This window comes from Comamonas sp. MYb21, from assembly GCF_037479395.1.
Taxonomy (GTDB): Bacteria; Pseudomonadota; Gammaproteobacteria; order Burkholderiales; family Burkholderiaceae_C; genus Comamonas.
The window spans coordinates 391,477-413,647 of the sequence record NZ_JBBGZC010000001.1; the positions used below are offsets into that span (position 1 = coordinate 391,477).

Sequence of the window (22,171 nt, forward strand, 5' to 3'; positions counted from 1 at the left end):
CTTTGCGACCGGTATCGCATCTCACTTCTTCAGCATTTGATCCCGACATGCAAGGCGGTAATCCCTGCCGTCATATTGTGGTAGTCCACATGGCCAAAGCCTGCTTTTTGCATCATGGCCTTGAGTTCGGCCTGGCCAGGATGCATGCGAATCGATTCGGCTAGGTAGCGGTAGCTGTCGGCATCGCCCGCCACCATCTGCCCTATACGTGGTAGCACCTGGAAGGAATACAAGTCGTAGGCCTTCTCCAGCGGCTTGGCCACCTTGGAAAACTCCAGCACCAGCAGCTTGCCGCGTGGCTTAAGCACGCGGCACATTTCCTTGAGCGCCTGGTCCTTGTTGGTCATGTTGCGCAGGCCAAAGGCCACGCTCACCAGGTCAAAGTACTGGTCGGGGAAAGGCAGGGCCTCGGCATCGCAGACCGTGGTGGGCAGGTTCAGGCCCTTGTCGATCAGGCGGTCGCGGCCCACGCGCAGCATGGCTTCGTTGATATCGGTGTGCACCACCTGGCCGCTCTGGCCCACCTTTTTGGCAAAGGCCAGCGACAGATCACCGGTACCGCCCGCGATGTCCAGCACGCGCTGGCCTTCCTTGAGGTTGGCGACCATGACGGTGTAGTGCTTCCAGACCCGGTGCAGGCCACCGGACATCAGGTCGTTCATCACGTCATATTTGCTCGCGACCGAGTCGAACACGCCGCGCACCTTGCGCGCCTTGTCCTTCTCGTCAACCGTCTCAAATCCAAAGTGGGTGGTACTCATGGTGTGAATGCTAGCAAGCTCTGTAACGTCCGACCCCCATACCCCGAATTATTCGAGGGTATGCAGTTCAATGCATAAAACGCCCAAAGCCAATGGTGGCGAATACTCAAAGCTATAAGTTTAATAGCTTTAAATACAAAATTTTTCCGAATGACCGCGTGGCCATTCGGTGATCAGGGCCAGTGCTGGCTCAGTGCTGGTGTCCGCAGGCGCTGCCGGCCTTGCCAGGCATGGGCTGGTCGCGGTCCGCGCCTGCGGCCTGCAGGCGGTCCAGGTAGTCCTGCCAGAGTTCGGTTTGGCGGCTGCCCAGCTCGTAGAGGTACTGCCAGCTGTAGAGGCCGCTTTCATGGCCGTCCGAGAAGATGGGCTTGATGGCGTAGTTGCCCACCGGCTCCACCGCGACGATACTCACATCGCGCTTGCCGGTCTGCAGCACCTCCTGGCCCGGGCCATGACCCTGCACTTCGGCGGACGGCGAGTACACGCGCAGCAGCTCGAACGGCAGGCGAAAGGCCGCGCCATCGGCGTATTGCACTTCCAGCACGCGGCTTGCGCCATGCACCGTCAGTGCGGTCGGGGTGGGGGTATCCTGGTTCAAGCCAGCCATGTCAATCCTTTGCAAACCAGGCGCAGCGGCCCGCAGGCCCCAGCCCAGATGAACGCAGGGCGCTCCATGCAAGGCAGCGCCGTGCTATCAAAAACAATAGCAATTATGCCGTACGCAGGCGCTCCAGCGCTGCCTGCATGCGCGCTTCGGCTGCAGGCAGTTGCGCGGCCAGCGCCGCTTCCAGCCCGGCATTGCGCGGCCGCTGGGCCGCCGCCCAGACGGGCGCGGGGAAATGGCTGTCCTCCGCGAAGCGCGCAATCACATGCCAGTGCAGATGGGGCACCATATTGCCCAGGGTCGCCAGGTTGATCTTGGCCGGTGCGGGCTCCAGCGCCCGCAGCGCCAGCTCCACCGCCATTACCGCATCCATGCACCACTGGCGCTCGGACTCGGACAGATCCGAGAATTCGGCCACATGCGCAGCCCAGACCACGCGGTAAAAGGCAGGAAAGCCGGCCTCGTCGGCATGGATGACGCGCAGCAGCGCGCCACCCCGGGCGCCCTGCCAGACCAGGCGTCCGCCCTCGGTCTGGCACAGCGGGCAGTCGGGGTTAGCGTTGGCGTGGGCGTGGGCGGCCGTCATACCAGCACCCGTTCGATGCCGCCCTGGTTGGCACGCTGCACATACTCAGGCATCCAGTTCTCACCCAGGATCTCGCGCGCCATCTCGACCACGATGTAGTCCGCTTCGAGCAGGCCGTTTTGCAGATCGTCCTGGTAGCGGTTGAGGCCCTGCAGGCAGCTGGGGCAGCTGGTGAGGATCTTGACGTTCTCCTTGGCCTGCACCTGGCCGGACTCGCGCAACTGCGCTTCGCCCTTGCGGATTTCCTCGGTCTTGCGAAAGCGGATCTGGGTCGAGATATCGGGACGGGTCACACCCAAGGTGCCCGATTCGCCGCAGCAGCGCTCGCTCTTCAGCACGTTGTCGCCCACCAGGGCCTTGACCGTTTTCATCGGGTCCTGCTGCTTCATCGGCGTGTGGCAGGGGTCGTGGTACAGGTAGGAGCTCTTGCCCTGCAAGGTCACGCCCTTTTCAAGCAGGTATTCATGGATGTCGATGATGCGGCAGCCCGGGAAGATCTTGTCGAACTGGTAGCCCTGGAGCTGGTCGTAGCAGGTGCCGCAGCTCACCACCACGGTCTTGATGTCCAGGTAGTTCAAGGTGGTGGCCACGCGGTGGAAGAGCACCCGGTTGTCGGTGATCATCTTCTCGGCCTTGTCGAACTGGCCCGAGCCGCGTTGGGGATAGCCGCAGCACAGGTAGCCCGGCGGCAGCACGGTCTGCACACCGGCATGCCAGAGCATGGCCTGTGTGGCCAGGCCGACCTGGCTGAACAGGCGCTCGGAGCCGCAACCGGGGAAATAGAACACCGCCTCGGTCTCGGAGGTGGTGGTCTTCGGGTCCCGGATGATGGGCACGTAGTCCTTGTTCTCGATATCGAGCAGCGCGCGCGCCGTCTGCTTGGGCAGGCCACCGGGCAGCTTCTTGTTGACGAAGTGGATCACCTGCTCCTTGAGCGGCGCCGTGCCCACGCTGGCGGGCGGGTGCGCGGTCTGGCGCTTGCCAAAGCCCTTGAGCACATCGACCGCCAGGCGCTGGGCCTTGAAGCCCACGCCCACCATGGTCTTGCGCAGCAGCTTGATGGTGTCCGGGTTGGTGGCATTGAGCATGGCCATGGCCACCTTGTTGCCCGGCCGGAAGCTCTTCTTGCCCATCTGGCGCAGCAGGTTGCGCATGTTCATCGTCACATCGCCAAAGTCGATCTTGACCGGGCAAGGCGTGGCGCACTTGTGGCAGACCGTGCAGTGGTCCGACACATCCTCGAACTCCTGCCAGTGGCGGATCGACACGCCCCGGCGCGTCTGCTCTTCATAGAGGAAGGCCTCAACGAGGAGCGAGGTCGCCAGAATCTTGTTGCGGGGCGAATACAGCAGGTTGGCGCGCGGCACATGGGTAGCGCAGACCGGTTTGCACTTGCCGCAGCGCAGGCAGTCCTTGACCGAATCGGCAATCGCGCCGATATGGCTTTGCTGCATGATCAGCGACTCATGCCCCATCAGGCCAAACGATGGCGTGTAGGCATTGGTCAGATCGGCATACATCAGCGACTTGCGCGATTTGTCGCCCGCATAGGTCTGCTCCAGCAGCAGGCGGCGCTCTTCGGGGCGCAGCAGCTTGCCCTTGTTGAAGTGGCCGTGCGGGTCGATCTTGGCTTTGTACTCGGCAAAGGGACGCAGCTCGTCGTCGCTCAAAAACTCCAGCTTGGTGATGCCGATGCCGTGCTCACCGGAGATCACGCCGTCGAGGCTGCGCGCCAGCGCCATGATGCGGGCCACGGCGGCATGCGCGGTGGTCAGCATTTCATAGTCATCGCTGTTGACGGGCAGGTTGGTGTGCACATTGCCATCGCCCGCATGCATGTGCAGCGCAACAAACACGCGGCCCTTGAGCACGCGCTGGTGGATGGCCACCACCTCGTCCATGATCGGCTTATAGGCCGAGCCACCAAAGATCGCGGCCAGCGGCGCGCGCAGATCGTTCTTCCAGCTGGCGCGCAGGCTGTGGTCCTGCAGTTGGCGGAACTGCTCGGCCACGCCATCGAGCCAGCCCTGCCAGCGGTTGCGCACCTCGGTAACCAGCACCAGCGCCTGCGCGACGCGGTCTTCCAGCAGCTCGGCCGACGGGATGTCGTTGGCGTCATCCTGCTTACCCAGTGGCAGCTTGCCCTTGGCAAAAAAGTCGTGCAGCGCGTCGCAGAGCTTGATCTTGTTGTTCAGCGACAGCTCGATGTTGATGCGCTCGATGCCGTCGGTGTACTCGGCCATGCGGGGCAGCGGGATCACCACGTCTTCATTGATCTTGAAGGCATTGGTGTGGCGGCTGATGGCGGCGGTGCGCTTGCGGTCCAGCCAGAATTTCTTGCGCGCCTCGGGGCTGATGGCGATAAAGCCTTCGCCGCTGCGCGAGTTGGCAATGCGCACCACTTCGCTGGTCACGCGCGCCACTTCATCGGGGTTGTCGCCGACGATGTCGCCAAACAGCACCATCTTGGGCAGGCCGCCGTGCTTCTTGCTCTTGGTGGCATAGCCCACCGCCTTCAGGTAGCGGTCGTCGAGGTGCTCGAGCCCGGCCAGCAGCACGCCGCAGCGCTTTTGCTCGCCAAACATATAGTCCTTGATCTCGACGATCGAGGGCACGGCATCCTTGGCATTGCCAAAGAACTCCAGGCAGACGGTGCGGGTGTGCGAGGGCATGCGGTGCACCACCCAGCGCGCGCTGGTAATGAGGCCATCGCAGCCCTCTTTCTGGATGCCCGGCAGGCCCGAGAGGAACTTGTCGGTCACATCCTTGCCCAGGCCCTCCTTGCGGAACTTGTAGCCGGGGATGTCCAGGCGCTCGGTGCGCACCAGGGTCTTGCCGTCGGCCTCCAGGTACTTCAGCTCGAAGCTGGCCATCTCGGCGTCGTGGATCTTGCCCAGGTTGTGGTCCAGGCGTGTGACTTCCAGCCACTGCGCATCGGGCGTGACCATGCGCCAGCTCGCCAGGTTGTCCAGCGCCGTACCCCAGAGCACGGCCTTCTTGCCGCCGGCGTTCATCGCGATATTGCCGCCGATGCACGAGGCCTCGATCGAGGTCGGATCGACCGCAAACACAAAGCCGCCGCGCTCGGCCGCATCGGCCACGCGCTGGGTCACGACACCGGCCTGCGACCAGACGGTGGGCACCAGGTGGTCGATGCCCGGCAGGGACACCATCTCCACCTCGGACATCTTCTCGAGCTTTTCGGTATTGATGACGGCACTGCGCCAGCTCAGCGGAATCGCGCCGCCGGTGTAGCCGGTGCCACCGCCGCGCGGAACAATCGTCAGCCCCAGGCCGATACAGGCCTTGACCAGCACGGCCATTTCCTCTTCGGTGTCGGGCGTCAGCACGACGAACGGGTATTCGACGCGCCAGTCGGTCGCATCGGTCACATGGCTCACACGTGAGAGGCCGTCGAACTTGACGTTGTCCTTCGCCGTCAGCGGCTTGAAGACGCGCTGCACCTTGCGGCGCAACTCGGTGGCCTCCTGCAAGGTGGTGTCGAACTCGGACACTGCCACCTGTGCTGCGGCAATCAGCTGCCCCACCAGCGCATCACGCGCCGGGTCCTCGGCGGGCGCGCGGCGCTTTTGCACCTCGGCCAGGCGGTGCTCCAGTGCCTCCACCAGCTGCTTGCGGCGGCCCGGGTTGTGCAGCAGGTCGTCTTGCAGATAGGGGTTGCGTTGCACCACCCAGATATCCCCCATCACCTCGTAGAGCATGCGCGCCGAGCGGCCCGTCTTGCGCTCCTGGCGCAGCTGGTCGAGCAGATCCCAGGCCTGCGCGCCCAGCAAGCGAATGACGATTTCGCGGTCGGAGAACGAGGTGTAGTTGTAGGGGATCTCGCGGAGACGGGCGGGCCCGTCAACCTGTGCTTGCAAGCTTGCCAGCGCAATCGGTGCGTTCATGTGTGGGGACCTGTACGGGAGCGGGCGCTCCCTTTTATGGGTAAGCAGTGGGGCCACCGATTTTATGACACCGGGCTTGCACGCATGGCTGCCCGTTTTAAAACATGGTACGCCGCAGTCTGGCTTTGCCGCATGGCCCCTGCCGGCGCTGGAGCCATCCCGGCGCCCGCCTGCGTCAGCGCCTACTTTTTCCTATTTTTTCTTATTTGATCGAAATTGAGCATTTCGAACCCCCCACCCACCTCTACCACAACTGTTTGACAGTCCCATGTGACAACCCCAAAGCACTGTCGCGTCTAAACCCCTAAGGTTACACTTTTCTCTCGAATACGAATGGCGGCTGAACTACAATCGTAACGCCTTGTATTTGTTGACGCTGTGCAGACGGGCGCTGGCTTTCCCCAGTTGCCTAAAACCAGCGGATATGCCACAACGTCACAGAACATTCACAAACGCCACATACGATTCGTTTTTGAGCGTTTTATAAACCCCTAGGAGCATTCATGCACTTCAAGCGTTTGGTCATCGCTGCCGGTATTGCAGCCACTACCAGCCTGTCCGCCCATGCCGTCACCGAGATCCAATGGTGGCACTCCATGACCGCCGTGAACAACGAATGGGTCAACGACCTGGCCAAGGAGTTCAACGACAGCCAAAAGGAATACAAGGTTGTGCCAACCTTCAAGGGTGTGTACGACGAGTCGATGACGGCAGCGATCGCCGCCTTCCGCTCGGGCAATGCGCCCCACATCCTGCAAGTGTTTGAAGTGGGCACCGCCACGATGATGGCCTCCAAGGGCGCCACCGTGCCCGTGGGCAAGGTGATGTCCGACGCCGGCGTGTCCTTCGACCCCAAGGCCTACATCCCAGCGGTTGCCGGTTACTACACCGCGCCTAACGGCCAGATGCTGAGCTTCCCGTTCAACAGCTCGACGACCATCTTCTACTACAACAAGGACGCCTTCAAGAAGGCCGGTCTGGACGCGGAAAAGGCGCCCACCACCTGGCCTGAAGTGTTCGCTGCTGCCAAGAAGCTCAAGGAAAGCGGCCACAGCTGCCCGATGACCCTGGCATGGCAAGGCTGGACCCAGCTGGAGTCCTTCTCCACCTGGCACAACGTCGAGTTCGCGACCGAGCACAATGGCCTGTCTGCCAACGGCTACAAGGCACGCCTGAAGATCAACTCGCCACTGCACGTCAAGCACATCGACAACCTGGCCGCTGCCGCCAAGGCCGGTGAGTTTGTCTACAAGGGCCGTGCGTCCACCGCCCAGGCTTCGTTCACCGCCGGTGAATGCGCGATGATCCAGACCTCGTCCGGTTTCTACGGCGACGTGGCCAAGAACGCCAAGTTCGCCTACGGCCTGGCACCCCTGCCTTACTACCCTGACGTCAAGGGCGCGCCTCAGAACACCGTGATCGGTGGCGCATCGCTGTGGGTGATGGCCGGCAAGAAATCCGAAGAGTACAAGGGCGTGGCCAAGTTCTTCGAATTCCTGTCGCAAACCAAGGTGCAGGCCGCTTCGCACCAGCGCACCGGCTACCTGCCTGTGACGATGGCCGCGTATGACCTGACCGAAAAGTCCGGTTTCTACCAAAAGAACCCTGGCACCGACACCGCCGTGACGCAGATGATCCGCAAGGTCACCGACAACTCGCGTGGTATCCGCCTGGGCAACTACGTACAGATCCGCACCATCGAGGACGAAGAACTCGAACAGGTCTGGGCTGGCAAGAAGACCGGCAAGGAAGCCCTGGACTCCATCGTGAGCCGTGGCAACGAACTGCTGGCCCGCTTCGAAAAGTCGTACAAGCCTTAATCCTTTCATCACATGCGCCCACCCTGCACGCGTGGGGCGGGCGCAGTCGATGAGCCATCGCCCGGCGGCTGTCCTCAGCCCCGGCGGTTTTTTTGTTTTTGAGCTCCATCATGGAAAAACGCGTACTTTTCCGCTCTAAATGGCTGCCCTGGGTGTTGATTGCACCGCAGTTGCTGATCATTGGCATTTTCTTTTTCTGGCCCGCTGGCCAGGCTGTGCTGCAGTCCTTCCAGATGGAAGACGCCTTCGGCATGAGCACCGAATGGGTGGGGCTGGAGAACTTCCGCAACCTGTTCGCCGATCCCACCTATCTGAATTCCTTCAAGCGCACCGCCATGTTCTCGGTGCTGGTCGCAGGCGCGGGCATTGCCATCTCGCTGGTGCTGGCCATCTTTGCCGACCGCATCGTGCGCTTTGCGATGGTCTACAAGACCTTGCTGATCGTTCCCTACGCTGTTGCGCCCGTCATTGCCGGCGTGCTGTGGGTGTTCCTGTTCTCGCCATCCATCGGCGTGGTCACCTATTACCTGGGCAAGCTGGGCTACAACTGGAACCACATGATGAATGACAACCAGGCGATGGCGCTGATCGTCATGGCCTCGGTGTGGAAGCAGATTTCCTACAACTTCCTGTTCTTCCTGGCGGGCCTGCAGTCCATCCCCAAGGCGCTGATCGAAGCGGCATCGATCGATGGTGCCAGCCCCTGGCGCCGCTTCTGGAACATCCAGCTGCCGCTGCTCTCGCCCACCACCTTCTTCCTGCTGGTGATCAACATCGTCTACGCGTTCTTCGACACCTTCGGCATCATCGATGCGGCAACGCAAGGCGGCCCCGGCCAATCGACCTCGATCCTGGTCTACAAGGTCTACCAGGACGGCTTCAAGGCGCTGGATCTGGGCGGCTCCGCAGCGCAGTCCGTCGTGCTGATGCTGATCGTCATCGTGCTGACCGTGGTGCAGTTCCGCTATGTTGAAAAGAAAGTGCAGTACTGATCATGGTTGACCGCAATCCCTGGCTCAATTTCCTCTCGCACGCCGTGCTGGTGCTCGGCGTGGCGATTGTGGCCTTCCCGCTGTACCTGGCTTTCATTGCATCGACCCACACGGCCGATGCCATCGTGCAGTCTCCCATGCCGCTGCTGCCTGGCGCCCACCTCTGGGAAAACTACCAGGCCGCGCTGTTTGGCTCGGGCAAGCTGGGCTCCAACACCAATGTCATGCACATGATGTGGGTGAGCTTCTGGGTGGCGATGATCATCACCGTCGGCAAGATCGCGATCTCGCTGCTGTCGGCCTTTGCCATCGTCTACTTCCGCTTCCCCTTCAAGATGATCTGCTTCTGGGCGATTTTCCTCACGCTGATGCTGCCCGTTGAAGTGCGGATTCTGCCCACCTACAAGGTCGTGGCGGAACTCGGCCTGCTCAACAGCTATGCCGGTCTGACCTTGCCGCTGATCGCCTCGGCCACCGCCACCTTCCTGTTCCGCCAGTTCTTCCTGACGGTGCCCGATGAGCTGGTGGAAGCCGCACGCATCGACGGCGCCGGCGCGATGCGCTTTTTCAAGGACATCCTGGTGCCGCTGTCGCGCACCTCGATTGCGGCCCTGTTCGTGATCCAGTTCATCTACGGCTGGAACCAGTACCTCTGGCCCTTGCTGATGACCACCTCGGAAGACATGTACCCCGTGGTGATCGGTATCAAGCGCATGCTGGCAGGCGGCGAAGCCGCTGTGGACTGGAATATCGTGATGGCCACCGCCATCTTGGCCATGCTGCCACCGACCCTGGTGGTGATGCTGATGCAAAAGTGGTTTGTCAAAGGTCTGGTGGATACCGAAAAGTAACCCCTCGCCATCTTGTCCCTCCACCATCTTTGACCGATACAACGAAACCTTCTTATGGCTTCCATCTCTCTCAAGAACATTGTCAAACGCTACGGCACCGGCAAATCGGCCGTGCCCGTGATCCATGGCGTCAATGCCGAAATCAAGGACGGTGAATTCATCGTTCTGGTGGGCCCCTCGGGCTGCGGCAAGTCGACCCTGCTGCGCATGATTGCCGGCCTCGAAGAAATCACCGGCGGTGACCTGATGATTGGCGACAAGATCGTCAACAACCTCGAGCCCGCCAAGCGCAACATCGCCATGGTGTTCCAGAACTATGCGCTCTACCCGCACATGAGCAACTACGAGAACATGGCCTATGGCCTGAAGCTCGCCAAGGTGCCCGAGGACGAGATCAAGCGCCGCGTGGACAAGGCTGCCAAGATTTTGGAGCTGTCGCACCTACTGGACCGCAAGCCGCGCCAGCTGTCGGGCGGCCAGCGCCAGCGCGTGGCCATGGGCCGCGCCATCGTGCGCCAGCCCCAGGTTTTCCTGTTTGACGAGCCGCTGTCCAACCTGGATGCCAAGCTGCGCGGCCAGACCCGCATCGAAATCCAGAAGCTCCATGCCGAGCTGGGCATCACCAGCCTGTTCGTGACCCACGACCAGGTCGAAGCGATGACCCTGGCCCAGCGCATGATCGTGATGAACGGCGGCAATGTAGAGCAGTTCGGCACGCCCGAAGAGGTCTACCACACGCCCGCATCGACCTTTGTCGCCGGCTTCATCGGCTCGCCGCCGATGAACCTGCTGAAGAATTCTGCCAATGGCAAGGCCGGTCAGATCCTGGGTATCCGCCCCGAGCACATCGACCTGGTGGCCTCGGGTGGCTGGGAGTTCCAGGTCGAAACCGTGGAGCTGCTGGGCGCCGAGCGCCTGCTGTACGGCAAAGTGGGCGGCGAGCAAGTCACCGTGCGCGTGGAAGAAGGCACGCCCTTCCCCAAGCCCGGTGAAGTGGCGCGCATCAGCGCACGCGAAGACCGCCTGCACTGGTTCCACGCAGAAACCGGCAAGCGCATCTGAGCGCAGCAAGGCGATGTGCACAGCGGCCACGCCTTGGCTCCTGACCTGAACGCTTGAACACCAGCGCCCAAGTGCAGCACTTGTGGCGCTTTTCTTTTTTCTCATCGAGATTGATATGACGCTTTCTAGCAACTGGCCCTATCCACGCTGGGTGGCCCACCGCGGCGCAGGCAAACTGGCACCCGAGAACACCATGAGCGCCTTCCGCCTGGGCGCCGCGCACGGCTACCGCATGTTCGAGTGCGATGCCAAGCTCAGCCGCGATGGCGTGCTGTTTCTGATGCACGATGCGGACCTGAAACGCACCACCAATGCCCAGGGCACCGGCAGCGACCTGAGCATGGGTGAGCTCGCCCAGCTCGATGCCGGCAGCTGGCATTCGCGCAGCCATGCCGGCGAGAACCTGCCCACCCTGGAGGCGCTGGCCCGCTGGTGCCTGGCCAACCACCTTTTCCTGAACGTCGAGATCAAGCCCACGCCCGGCCAGGAGCTGGAAACAGGCCGTGCAGCCGGTGCGCTGATGAACCGCATCTGGCCGCAAACCGTGGTGCCGCCGCTTTTCACCTCGTTCAAGGCCGATTCGCTGCGCGGCGCGCGCGAAGTGGCAGCGCATATCCCACGCGGCCTGCTGGTCGACAAGCTGGCCGATGGCAGCGGCGACGCCGAGCTGCAGCTGGCGCTGGAGCTGGACTGCCAGGCGCTGGTGCTCAACCATGCGCTCTGGGATGCCGCGCTAGTGGCCAAGGTCCATGCCGCAGGCCTCTACTGCAGCAGCTACACGGTCAACGACGAATGGGCCGCGCAGCGCCTGATCGACCTGGGCACCGACGGCATCATCACCGACCGGGTGGACCTGTTCAGTCCGGCCCAGGATGGTCCGCTGCTGTAATTCCATCGCGCCCATCGCGCTTTGGCTGACAGCCAGACAAAAGCCCGGCATGGCTGGGCTTTTGTCTGTGCGCGATGCGCCTCAGTCCATCTTGGTGCCCGAGGCCTTGACCGCCTCGGCCCAACGCGGCATCTCGCTGGCCAGGAACTGGCTGAACGCCTCGGCACCGAGAAAGGCCGGGTCGGCGCCCTGCTCCACCATGCGTCCGCGCACATCGGGCATCTGCATCACCTGGCCAAAGGCGGCGCTGAGCTGGTTCACCACCTCCTTGGGCGTACCAGCGGGCGCGAGGAAGCCATAGAAGCCCACGACCTCAAAGCCCTTGAGCCCGCTTTCAATGGCCGTCGGCACCTCGGGCAGCGCCGGGTTGCGCTCCTTGCTGGTGACGGCCAGCGCACGCACCTTGCCCTGCTTGTGGTAGGCAGCGGCCTGCGGAATGCTCTCGGCCATGAACTGCACCTGGCCGCCCACCAGATCGGTAAAGGCCGGCGCACTGCCCTTGTAGGGGATATGCACCAGGTCCAGTCCGGTGGCGCTTTTGAACATCTCGGGCACCAGGTGGCTGATGCCGCCATTGCCAGCCGAGCCAAAGTTGACCTTGCCGGGGTGGGCCTTGGCGTAGCTGATGAACTCCTGCAGGTTCTTGGCTGGCACCTTGTTGTTGACCAGCAGGGCCAAGGGTTGCATCGCCGTGCGCGCCACCGGCGTGAAATCGCGCAAGGTGCTGTAGGGCAGCTTGGGGTAGAGCGCGGGGTTGATCACCATCACCCCGGTATTGGCCAGCATCAAGGTATAGCCATCGGCCGGCGCTTTCATGACATCCTGCGCGCCCACCGCGCCACCGGCACCGGGCTTGTAGTCCACGATGATGGGCTGGCCCAGCACGCCCTGGAGCTTGTCGGTCAGCAGGCGGGCATGCTGGTCCAGCGGGCCGCCTGCGGGAAAGCCGATGACCACCCGCACCGGCTTGCTCGGAAAAGGCTGCTGCGCCTGGGCCGCGGCGCTGAACGCCAGCCCCGTGATGGCTGCCAGGCAGGCGTGTGCGATGTGCTTCATGCGGTGTCTCCTTGGGTTTGTTATCGGTAGAGAGGCAGGCCGTGCGAACGCAGCCTGCAAACCCATCATGACCGGCACACCCCGCTTCTACAACCGGCGTCTGTCTCGCATTTTTTCGGATTGACGCCGCACCCGTCAGGCGGTAGCTGCCACCGCCTCGCCAGCGGGCGCTGCCTTGCGCCGCCACAGCAGCCACAGCCAGCCCAGGCCTTGCACGGCCACCAGCAGCACCAGCATGTCCAGCGCCAGCTGCGCGGCCCACAGGTGCTTGCTCATGTCGCGCACGCCTTCGCCCAGCATGACGATGATGACCTGCGAGACCACCAGGAGCGCCAGCAGCAAGCCACCCACCGCCAGGGGCCGCAAGCGGCCGGCCTGGCGGCTGCGGCTGGCCGCAAACAGTGCCACTGCCGCCAGCAGCAAGAGGGGCGCCAGCGGCGTGACGATGCGGTCGCGCAGCGCGCTCATGCGCAGCAGCAGGTCGGTGACCGGTTGGGCGCCGCCGTCGTGGCGATGGAGGTAGAAGTTGCCGGGAAACACATGGAAGTACTGCACCGTGAAATGGCTGGGCAGCGCAAAGCGGGCCAGGCGCCACAGGGTGAGCGGATAGTGCAGATAAGGCCGCAGCACATCGCCCTTGCCCAGCTTGGGCGTGACAGGGTAGCAATCGCGATCCGTGTGCTGCACCTGGGTGCCACCGGGGCCCGACAGTGCATTGCCCCAGGCATCGACTCCAATACAGTCCCGGCGCTCAGCGGGCACACCCAGGCCATCGAGCTGCGCCGGGCTGAGCACCATGTAGGAGCCCAGGTAGACGCCATGGTAGGCATTGAGACTCGCATTCTTGCCGATCAGCAAGGGCACCAGGCACAGCACCTGCACGGCCAGCAGCAGCTTGAGCAGGCCCTTATCCGGCAGCATGCGCTGCCAGCGGCTGCCCGCCCAGACGCACAACAGCGCCAGCAGCGGCACATAGAAATACTGCACCTTGGCCAGGCCGCAGACCAGCGCCCCCAGGCCCAGGCCGACCATCCGCACAGCCCAGCGCGAGGCCAGCAGGCCCAGCAGCAGCAGCGGCAGCGCAATCAGGCAGGCGTATTCGGCATAAAAGGATTGGGCCATGCCAATGTTGTGCGCCATGAAAAACACTGCCAGCCAGGCCAGCACCATGGCCGACCAGCCCAGCGCGCCACGCTGCAGCGCCGCCGCGCATTGCCAGGCCAGCACAGCGGCATAGGCGAGCAGCAGCAGCTTGGCCGCCAGCGCCGTGCGCGACAGGTCAAACATATTCCCGGACATAAAGCGCTGCACCCAGCCGGCAAAAGTGAACATGTGCGAGGCCAGCTCCGGATTGCCCGGGGTGCGAAAGGGCCGATCGGGCAGTGCCCAGTGGATGCCATCACCCATCGGCGTCAGGTAGAGGTGGCCCACCACGCGCTGGAAATCATTGGTATCGGCAAACAGCAAGGCCTGCGAGCCCCAGACCAGCGCCGCAGCTGCCGCGCCCACCACGAGGCAGCAGATACAGAAAAGCCACCGGGAGCGGTGGCCAGACAAGGGCATTGTGGTGGTCATCCCACAATTATGTCTGAATTGTAAAGAAACGTATAGCTAGCGCCGCAGAAATAACCGGAGTCTCGGCATCAACGCCGCCAGCCACCCAGCACCATCCATTGGCTGCTGGCCAGTGCGATCACCAAAAGCGCATAGCCCATCAGGCTGCCGTCGCGGCCCTGCCACAGCAGCGCGACGAAGAGCGCAGCGCAGCCCACCAGAAAATGCAGCGCCAGCTGGCCATACCAGGGCAGCAGCGGCGTGGCCTTGCGTACAAACAGCCAGCGAGCGAGCACCAGCAGCAGCGCCAAAAAAGCGGCCGGGGCACAGAAGTTCAGCAGGTGCCAGAGGCTGGTGGTGGCAAGCATGGAGCGGACAGGTTGATATAAGTCAAGCTGGTACTGATACGACAAGCAATGGATTTACAGAGATTTTATAATCCCTGGCATGGCAGTTTGGGCCCTGGGCATCAACCACACGACGGCACCGGTCGACATTCGCGGCCGGTTTGCATTTGCACTCGACAAGATTGCGCCAACTTTGCAGAGTTTGCGCAGCACGATCTCGGGTGTGCACAGCCACGCCGGTGTGGAGACGGCCATCTTGTCCACCTGCAACCGCACCGAGATCTACTGTGCCGCCCAAGAGCCGGCGCTTGACCACACCCTGCGCTGGCTGGCCCAAAGCGGCGACTTGCCCGCCGAGGCGCTGAAAAACTACACCTACACCCTGCAAAACGACCTGGCCGCGCGCCACGCTTTTCGCGTCGCCAGCGGTCTGGACTCGATGGTGCTGGGCGAGGCCCAGATCCTGGGCCAGATGAAGAATGCCGTGCGCGCCGCTGAAGAAGCCGGCTCGCTGGGCACCACGCTCAACCAACTTTTCCAGCGCAGCTTTGCCGTCGCCAAGGAAGTGCGCAGCGCCACCGAAATTGGCGCGCACAGCATCAGCATGGCCGCTGCCGCCGTGCGCCTGGCCGGCCAGCTGTTTGAAGACCTGACCAAGATCCGTGTGCTGTTTGTCGGCGCTGGCGAGATGATTGAGCTTTGCGCCACCCACTTCGCGGCCAAGCAGCCCGCCCACATCACGGTGGCCAACCGCACCCTGGAGCGCGGCGAAAAGCTGGCGGGCCACTTTGGCGCCAGCACGATGCGCCTGGCCGATCTGCCCGACCACCTGCACGAATACGACGCCATCATCAGCTGCACCGCATCGAGCCTGCCGATCATCGGCCTGGGCGCCGTCGAGAGCGCCCTGAAAAAACGCAAGCGCCGCCCGATCTTCATGGTGGACCTGGCCGTTCCCCGCGATATCGAGGGCGAGGTCAAGAACCTGGGCGATGTCTACCTCTACACCGTGGATGACCTGGCCCATGTGGTCAAGGCCGGCCAGGAGCAGCGCCAGGCGGCCGTCGTGCAGGCCGAAACCATCATCGATGCCGGTGTGCAGCGCTTCATGCACTGGATGGACCAGCGCGCTCCGGAAGGCGGCGCCGTGCCCTTGATCCAGCAGATCAATGCGCAGGCCGATGTCTGGCGTGCGCTGGAGATCGAACGCGCCAAAAAACGCCTGGCCAAGGGCGAAGACATGGACGCGGTGCTCGATGCGCTGACACGCGGCCTGTCGCAAAAGATTCTGCACGGCACCATGGCCGAGCTGCACGCGGGCGATGCCCAGGCGCGTGCCCAGACTGCGGACATGGTCTCGCGCCTGTTCCTGCGCAGCCAGCGCGGCGGTGGCAACGGCCACCAATCGGGTTTGTAGCGACGCTGCGCGGCCCAGCCGCCCCTGCTCGCTCCCCGCTCCCCCTCCTTTTCTCGGCCTGCGTGTTTGACCGCTGCATTTGCGGCAGCCCCGGCGCAGGCCCAGCCTTACCAGACCGCCATGAAAGACTTTCTCCGCCAACAGCTGGAACGCTATGCCGAGCGCCTCAATGAGCTGAATTTTCTGCTCTCGCGCGAGGACATCATGGCCAATATGCCGCAGTTCCTCAAGCTCTCGCGCGAACACACCGATGTCGCCGCGGTGGCCGAGCGCTATGCGCGCTACCAGCAGATCGAATCCGATATCGAAGGCGCCAAAGAGATGCTGGCCGACCCGGACATGGCCGACATGGCGCGCGAAGAGATCAGCAGCGGCGAGGCCGAGCTGGAGCAGCTGGCCGCCCAGCTGCAGCGCATGCTGCTACCCAGGGACCCCGACGATGCCCGCCCCGCCTTTGTCGAAGTGCGGGCCGGCACCGGTGGTGATGAATCGGCGCTGTTTGCCGGCGACATCACCCGCATGTACACCCGCTACGCCGAGCGCATGGGCTGGCGGGTCGAGATCATGAGCGCCAACGAGGCCGAGCTGGGGGGCTACAAGGAAGTGGTGCTGCGCGTCGACGGCGGCGACAACGTCTACGGCACCCTGCGCTTTGAATCGGGCGGCCACCGCGTGCAGCGCGTGCCCGCCACCGAAACCCAAGGCCGCATTCACACCAGCGCCTGCACCGTGGCGGTGATGCCCGAGCCCGACGAGCAGCAGGCCATCACCCTGAACCCGGCCGACCTGCGCATCGACACCTTCCGCGCCAGCGGCGCCGGTGGCCAGCACATCAACAAGACCGACTCGGCCGTGCGCATCGTCCACTTGCCCACCGGCATCGTCGCCGAATGCCAGGACGGCCGCAGCCAGCACAGCAACAAGGCCAAGGCCTTGCAGGTGCTGCAGGCCCGTATCCAGGAAAAGGAACGCAGCGAACGCGCCGCCAAAGAGGCCGCCATGCGCAAGGGCTTGATCGGCTCGGGCGACCGCTCAGACCGCATCCGCACCTACAACTTCCCGCAGGGCCGCGTCACCGACCACCGCATCAACCTGACCTTGTACAAGCTCAGCTTCATCATGGATGGCGACCTGAGCGAGCTGATGGAGGCGCTGCAGTCCGAACGCGAGGCTGAGTTGCTGGCCGAGCTGGAAGTCAACCAATAAGGCCAGCCATGCCCAGCCACCACCCCGGTTTTGCGTTGCGCGCTGCCTGGCGTGCGGCGGGATACATGACCCTGGCGCTGGCCGCCAGCAGCGCCTCGGCCCAGTTGGCGCGCAAGCCCTCGATGTATGAGGATGGCCGCAACGCCAGCAGCGCGCCGCAGGAGCTGATCGCCAGGCCAGGCAGCAGCGGGCCCGCGCAGGCCATGGCCAACCACAGCAGCCAGCCCTTTGCCGCTGATCTGATGAGCCAAGCGGCCTTTGACCAGCTGGCCCGTGTCTACAACGCCGGCACGCCGCTGGCCCAGCCCCATGTGATCTTTGTGGTCGACCGCCAGGCCCGGCCTGCAGCGCGGCTGTACTTCATCAACACGCCGCGTTACCAGCTGCACGACCGCTTTTTGCGCGAGCAAGGCCTGCTGCGTGGCGGCAAGGATGCGCTGAACCGCAACTACCGTGACGCGGGGCGCCGCTTTATCCTGGGCACCCTGAGCTGGCAGCCGCAGATCGAGGGCTTTGTCTATGAATTCTGGGAAGGCGACCAGCTGACGGGCAGTTTGCTGCGTGAAACCGAGGCCCAGTTGCGCAGCCACTTTTTTGCAGCGGTGCAGTTCAAGGCCAATGCCAGCGCGCAAGAGCAGGTGGCTGCCACTGCAGGCATCCCCGCAGTCACCCAAAGCGCGTTGATCGGCCAGCAACGCTTTTTGCCGCTGAACCCGGGCCAGGCCGTGGGCCGCCTGCATTTGGTGGACGATATCGACCAAGTCCATGACCTGCAGCCCAGCGACATCGTCGTGCTGCGTCAGGTGCCCATCGCGCTGCCGCCCGTGGCAGGCGTGCTGACCGAGCAGCCCTCGACCATGGTCTCGCACGTGAACCTGCTGGCCAAAGGCTGGGGCGTGCCCAATGCCTATGTGCGCGATGCCAGCCAGCTGCTGGCGGCGCACAACGGCCAATGGGTGCACTTGGCGGTCAGCGCCAAGGACTACCAGCTGCGCGCCGCCACCGATGCCGAACGCCGCCAAGCCATGGAGCGCAGGGCCATGAAGCGCAGCCTGGCGGGCGCGAGCATCCAGACGGACACGCGCAGCAGCACGCTGCAGCCGCTCGCCATCCTGCGCGCCAGCCACCGCCGCCAGTGCGGCGCCAAGGCTGCCAACCTCGGCGAAGTGCGGCATGCGGGCATTGCCAGCGTCCAGGTGCCCGATGGTTTTTGCCTGCCCTTTGGCGCCTATGCCAGCGCGATGCAGCGTTTTGGCCTGGCAGAAAAAGTGGCGCGCATGCAGCAGCAGCCCGGCTTTGACAGCGATGCCGCCCTGCGCCGCCGTGCCTTGGCCGCGCTGCGCGCCGAGATCGAACAGATGCCGCTCGATGCCGCTTTTGCCCAGAGTCTGCAGGCGCGCTGGACCAGCCAGCTGCAGCAGGCCGGCGTGTTTGTGCGTAGCTCGTCGAGCTCGGAAGATTTGCCCGGCTTCAGTGGCGCGGGCCTCTACACCACCGTGCCCCATGTGAAGGGCGAAGCAGCCTTGCAGGGTGCCGTACGCAAGGTCTGGGCCTCGGTCTTCAACTTCGAGGCCTGGGAGGCGCGCCGTGCCGCCGGCATTGCGCAGGACGCCGTCGCGATGGCGGTGCTGGTGCAGCAGGCGGTGGACTCCGAGGCCTCGGGTGTGATGGTCACGCGCGACCCGCTGGGCGGCACCCCTCACAGCGTCTTTATCGCAGCCAAGCGCGGCATTGGCATCCGTGTGGTGGAAGGCCGGCGCGTGGCAGAGCAGGTGCTGTACTCGCGCCGCAGCCAGGCCGTGCAGGTGCTCAGCCGCTCGGCCGAGGACACGGAGCTGCGCCTGGCGCCGGACGGTGGCGTGCGGGAAGTGGCCGTGGCGCAGCGCCAGGTGCTCAGCGACGCCCTGGTCAAACGCCTGGCCGATGCCGGCGCTGCGATCGAAAAGCAGTTTGGCGGCCGCACCCAGGATATTGAATGGGCCATTGCCGATAACCAGATCCTGGTCCTGCAATCGCGGCCCTTTGTGCAGGCCGCCAACCACTAGCCCGCAGCAACCGCGAACCGCGCACCGACATGAATGCTCCCACCCCCGACACCCCCATCACGGTCACCCAGGCACTGGCGCAGGCCGCTGCGCTGGGCATCGCCCGTATCGACGCGCAGATGCTGCTGCTGCACCTCTGCGGCCAGCCCACCCATGCGCGCGCCTGGCTCATCACCCATGATGGCGATCGCCTGAGCAGCGCGCAGACCGCACAGTGGCAGCAGTGGCTGCAGCGCCGCGCCGATGGCGAGCCGGTGGCCTATCTGACGGGCCACAAAGGCTTTTACGGGCTGGACCTGGCCGTGGACGCCCGCGTGCTGGACCCGCGCCCCGATACCGAAACCCTGGTGGACTGGGCGCTGGAGCTGCTGCCCGATACCCCGGGCCAGCCGGCCCTGCGCCTGGCCGACCTGGGCACCGGCAGCGGCGCGATTGCGCTGGCCTTGCAGCATGCCCGGCCTGCGGCCGAGGTCTGGGCGGTGGACGCCAGCACCGATGCGCTGGCCGTTGCCCAGGCCAATGCGGCGCGCTTGCAGCTGCCGCTGCGCTTTGCGCACAGCCACTGGCTGTCGGCGCTGCAAGGGCGGTTTGATGCCATCGTCACGAACCCGCCCTACATCCGCGACGACGACCCGCATATGCCCGCGCTGCGCCATGAGCCGCGCCAGGCACTGACCAGCGGCGCCGATGGCCTGGACGACATCCGCCATATCGTCGATACCGCCCCAGGTTACCTGCGCGAAGGCGGCTGGCTGCTGATCGAGCATGGCTGGGACCAGGCAGAAGCGGTGCGTGCGCTGCTGGCCCAGCGCGGTTTTGCCCAGGCGCAAAGCCGCAAGGACCTCGCTGGCATCGAACGCGCCAGCGGCGGACAATGGCCTTCCGTGAAATAATAGTGACCATGCCCGCGCTTGAACTGCGGCAAAACGCCCGTATTTGTGTAGCTCATCCAAGCGCTGACCCGATTACATTGCAACCCACACGCCCCGACGGAGCCCATCCATGAGCGATACCCAACAACGCATCGACCAGCTGGTCAAAGGTCATGACATCGTGCTGTTCATGAAGGGAACGGCCAGCTTTCCGCAATGCGGATTCTCCGGCCGTGCCATTCAGATTCTCAAAGCCAGTGGCGTGGAGACCCGTGGTCTGACCACCGTCAATGTGCTCGAAGACCCCGAGATCCGCCAAGGCATCAAGGACTACAGCCAGTGGCCCACGATCCCCCAGCTGTATGTCAAAGGTGAATTCATCGGTGGCTCGGACATCATGATGGAAATGTACGAATCGGGCGAGCTGCAGCAACTGGTGGCCACGCTCTGATCGCCTGGCACCATCAGCTTGCCAGCCGCAACCAGGCCGCCTTCCGAGGCGGCTTTTTTGCGCCCGCGATGCGGCCCAGGCCCGCGTGCAAGGCGGTGCGATGGCGACACGCAATGGCCTTGCCAGCAGCCATAGCCGGTCGACTAAGGTAAGCTCAGCACAGCAGCACCCATCGCGCATCGCCCGCCCGCTGCGGGCTTGCAGCACCTGCTGCCAAAAGCACTTGCCAGTCGCCAGACGGGCATGCGACCATTGAACACCGATTCAAACCGGCGGCGCACCGCGCGCCGCCACCGCTTTTGCCGAAAAATGTGAGCAGCCGGTCTGCACTGCTCCCACAAGAATGTCTATGAATCTTACGCAGAGTCTCTTTGTCATTGCCTTGCTGATCAGCTTGAGCGCCTTTTTCTCCATGGCGGAGATATCGCTGGCCGCCTCGCGCCGCCTGCGATTGCGGCAGATGGTCGATGACGGAGACCCGCGTGCAGAGCGTGTGATGAAGGTCCAGGAGCAGCCCGGTGAGTACTTCACCGTCGTGCAGGTAGGCCAGAATGCGGTGGCCATTTTGGGCGGTATCGTTGGTGAAGGGGCGCTCAGTCCCTTTGTCTCGGGCATCGCCAGCCGCTGGCTGGAGCCCGCTACCGCGCAGACCATCGGCTTTCTGTGCTCGTTCACCGTGGTCACCTCGCTGTTCATCCTGCTGGCCGACCTGCTGCCCAAGCGCCTGTCGATGGCCGAGCCCGAGGCGCTGGCGCTGCGCGTCTCGCGCCCCATGCAATGGTGCATGACGCTCTTCAAACCCGTGGTCTGGTTCTACAGCAAGGCGGCCGATGGCCTGTTTCACCTGCTGGGCCTGTCGACGATCCGCGATGAAAAGATCACCTACGAAGACATTCTGGCGATGACCGAGGCCGGCGCCAAGGCCGGTGTGCTGGCCGCGCAGGAGCAGCAGGTGATCGCCAATCTGTTCGAGCTCGATACGCGCACCGTCGGCTCGGCGATGACCCAGCGCGACCGCATCGCCTTCTTCTACCAGGACGACAGCGACGACATCATCCGCGCCCGCATTGCCGAGGAACCCTTTTCGACCTACCCGGTCTGCGCCGGAGATATCGACCATGTGGTCGGCTATGTCGATGCCAAGGACCTGTTCCAGCGCGCGCTCAACAACCTGCCGATGAAGCTGCGCGATGAGGGCCTGGTCAAAAAGGCCCTGGTCATCCCCGACCGGCTGACCCTGGCCGAAGTGCTGCAGCAGTTCCGCCAGGCGCATGAGGACTTCGCCATCATCGTCAATGAGTACAGCCTCGTGGTCGGCGTGGTCACGCTCAACGATGTGATGAGCACCGTCATGGGCGACCTGATGGGGCCGGTCGATGAAGAGCTGATCGTGCGCCGCGACGAGACCTCGTGGCTGATCGACGGCATCACCCCGATCGAGGATGTGGAGCGAACCTTGCTGCTGGACGACCTGCCGCATTCCGACGAATACGAGACCCTGGGCGGCTTCTTGATGGTGATGCTGCGCCGCATCCCGCGCCGCACCGACAAGGTGGTCTGGGGCAAGTACCAGTTCGAGGTGATGGACGTGGACAGCTACCGCATCGACCAGGTGCTGGTCACCATCGTGGACCCCAACAAGGTGCCCGATTCACCGCTGCCGCCGGCCACTGGCAGCCTGGTCGCCTGACACCTACCAAGCCTTTAGCCCGATGAAAAAGCCACCGCATGCGGTGGCTCTATTTTTTCG

The 22,171-nt window shown here is 63.8% G+C and carries 18 protein-coding genes; 11 read left to right on the forward strand and 7 right to left on the reverse strand.

From position 1 onward, the window contains the following. Positions 1 to 29: 29 nt before the first annotated feature. The 4 genes from ubiE to WH367_RS01820 form a co-directional block, all read right to left on the reverse strand. The gene (gene ubiE, locus WH367_RS01805) at positions 30 to 761 is read right to left on the reverse strand and encodes a bifunctional demethylmenaquinone methyltransferase/2-methoxy-6-polyprenyl-1,4-benzoquinol methylase UbiE (RefSeq protein WP_339533936.1); all 732 of its coding nucleotides are present in this window, start codon (positions 759 to 761) and stop codon (positions 30 to 32) included. A 190-nt stretch (positions 762 to 951) separates the two neighbouring features. Continuing rightward, positions 952 to 1,368 (reverse strand): DUF971 domain-containing protein, encoded by a 417-nt coding sequence (locus tag WH367_RS01810; protein WP_312988130.1) that lies wholly within the window; start codon positions 1,366 to 1,368, stop codon positions 952 to 954. Positions 1,369 to 1,471: 103 nt separating this feature from the next. Continuing rightward, entirely contained in the window at positions 1,472 to 1,951 is a 480-nt protein-coding gene (locus WH367_RS01815; RefSeq protein WP_339533938.1) for an HIT family protein, read from the reverse strand. Next, the gene (locus tag WH367_RS01820) at positions 1,948 to 5,859 is read right to left on the reverse strand and encodes an FAD/FMN-binding oxidoreductase (protein WP_339533940.1); all 3,912 of its coding nucleotides are present in this window, start codon (positions 5,857 to 5,859) and stop codon (positions 1,948 to 1,950) included. Before WH367_RS01820 ends, WH367_RS01815 begins: the two co-directional genes overlap by 4 nt. 503 nt (positions 5,860 to 6,362) lie before the next feature. Here WH367_RS01820 and ugpB point away from each other — a divergent pair. The 5 genes from ugpB (at position 6,363) to ugpQ (ending at position 11,473) form a co-directional block, all read left to right on the forward strand. Next, positions 6,363 to 7,679, forward strand: coding sequence for a sn-glycerol-3-phosphate ABC transporter substrate-binding protein UgpB (gene ugpB, locus WH367_RS01825; RefSeq protein ID WP_133858713.1), 1,317 nt, complete (start codon positions 6,363 to 6,365; stop codon positions 7,677 to 7,679). 110 nt (positions 7,680 to 7,789) lie between these two features. Next, on the forward strand, positions 7,790 to 8,671 hold the full coding sequence (ugpA, locus tag WH367_RS01830) for a sn-glycerol-3-phosphate ABC transporter permease UgpA (RefSeq protein ID WP_027011101.1): 882 nt from the start codon (positions 7,790 to 7,792) through the stop codon (positions 8,669 to 8,671). Positions 8,672 to 8,673: 2 nt separating this feature from the next. Continuing rightward, on the forward strand, positions 8,674 to 9,522 hold the full coding sequence (gene ugpE / locus WH367_RS01835; protein ID WP_021027830.1) for a sn-glycerol-3-phosphate ABC transporter permease UgpE: 849 nt from the start codon (positions 8,674 to 8,676) through the stop codon (positions 9,520 to 9,522). A 54-nt stretch (positions 9,523 to 9,576) separates the two neighbouring features. Further along, complete coding sequence (locus WH367_RS01840; RefSeq protein WP_021027829.1) at positions 9,577 to 10,584, forward strand: sn-glycerol-3-phosphate import ATP-binding protein UgpC; 1,008 nt, start codon at positions 9,577 to 9,579, stop codon at positions 10,582 to 10,584. Positions 10,585 to 10,699: 115 nt separating this feature from the next. Next, positions 10,700 to 11,473: a glycerophosphodiester phosphodiesterase gene (gene ugpQ / locus WH367_RS01845; RefSeq protein WP_339533942.1), complete on the forward strand. Its 774-nt coding sequence runs from the start codon at positions 10,700 to 10,702 to the stop codon at positions 11,471 to 11,473. An 81-nt stretch (positions 11,474 to 11,554) separates the two neighbouring features. Here the strand turns inward: ugpQ and WH367_RS01850 are convergent, their stop codons facing one another. From WH367_RS01850 to WH367_RS01860, 3 genes are all read right to left on the reverse strand, one after another. Next, entirely contained in the window at positions 11,555 to 12,529 is a 975-nt protein-coding gene (locus tag WH367_RS01850) for a Bug family tripartite tricarboxylate transporter substrate binding protein (RefSeq protein WP_339533944.1), read from the reverse strand. A gap of 135 nt (positions 12,530 to 12,664) precedes the next feature. Beyond that, positions 12,665 to 14,104, reverse strand: coding sequence for a hypothetical protein (locus WH367_RS01855; protein ID WP_339533946.1), 1,440 nt, complete (start codon positions 14,102 to 14,104; stop codon positions 12,665 to 12,667). 68 nt (positions 14,105 to 14,172) lie between these two features. Then, entirely contained in the window at positions 14,173 to 14,451 is a 279-nt protein-coding gene (locus tag WH367_RS01860) for a hypothetical protein (RefSeq protein WP_339533947.1), read from the reverse strand. A gap of 79 nt (positions 14,452 to 14,530) precedes the next feature. Here WH367_RS01860 and hemA point away from each other — a divergent pair, with 79 nt between their 5' ends. The 6 genes from hemA (at position 14,531) to WH367_RS01890 (ending at position 22,111) form a co-directional block, all read left to right on the forward strand. Beyond that, positions 14,531 to 15,847, forward strand: a complete 1,317-nt coding sequence (gene hemA, locus WH367_RS01865) for a glutamyl-tRNA reductase (RefSeq protein WP_021027824.1) — start codon at positions 14,531 to 14,533, stop codon at positions 15,845 to 15,847. A gap of 120 nt (positions 15,848 to 15,967) precedes the next feature. Beyond that, positions 15,968 to 17,053 (forward strand): peptide chain release factor 1, encoded by a 1,086-nt coding sequence (gene prfA, locus WH367_RS01870; RefSeq protein ID WP_339533948.1) that lies wholly within the window; start codon positions 15,968 to 15,970, stop codon positions 17,051 to 17,053. A gap of 8 nt (positions 17,054 to 17,061) precedes the next feature. Then, positions 17,062 to 19,098 (forward strand): PEP/pyruvate-binding domain-containing protein, encoded by a 2,037-nt coding sequence (locus tag WH367_RS01875; protein ID WP_339533950.1) that lies wholly within the window; start codon positions 17,062 to 17,064, stop codon positions 19,096 to 19,098. Between the two features lie 29 nt (positions 19,099 to 19,127). Beyond that, on the forward strand, positions 19,128 to 19,991 hold the full coding sequence (gene prmC / locus WH367_RS01880) for a peptide chain release factor N(5)-glutamine methyltransferase (protein WP_339533952.1): 864 nt from the start codon (positions 19,128 to 19,130) through the stop codon (positions 19,989 to 19,991). Between the two features lie 109 nt (positions 19,992 to 20,100). Then, positions 20,101 to 20,421, forward strand: a complete 321-nt coding sequence (gene grxD / locus WH367_RS01885) for a Grx4 family monothiol glutaredoxin (protein WP_021027821.1) — start codon at positions 20,101 to 20,103, stop codon at positions 20,419 to 20,421. 349 nt (positions 20,422 to 20,770) lie between these two features. Next, positions 20,771 to 22,111: a hemolysin family protein gene (locus WH367_RS01890; RefSeq protein ID WP_339533954.1), complete on the forward strand. Its 1,341-nt coding sequence runs from the start codon at positions 20,771 to 20,773 to the stop codon at positions 22,109 to 22,111. The last annotated feature ends 60 nt before the right edge of the window (positions 22,112 to 22,171 follow it).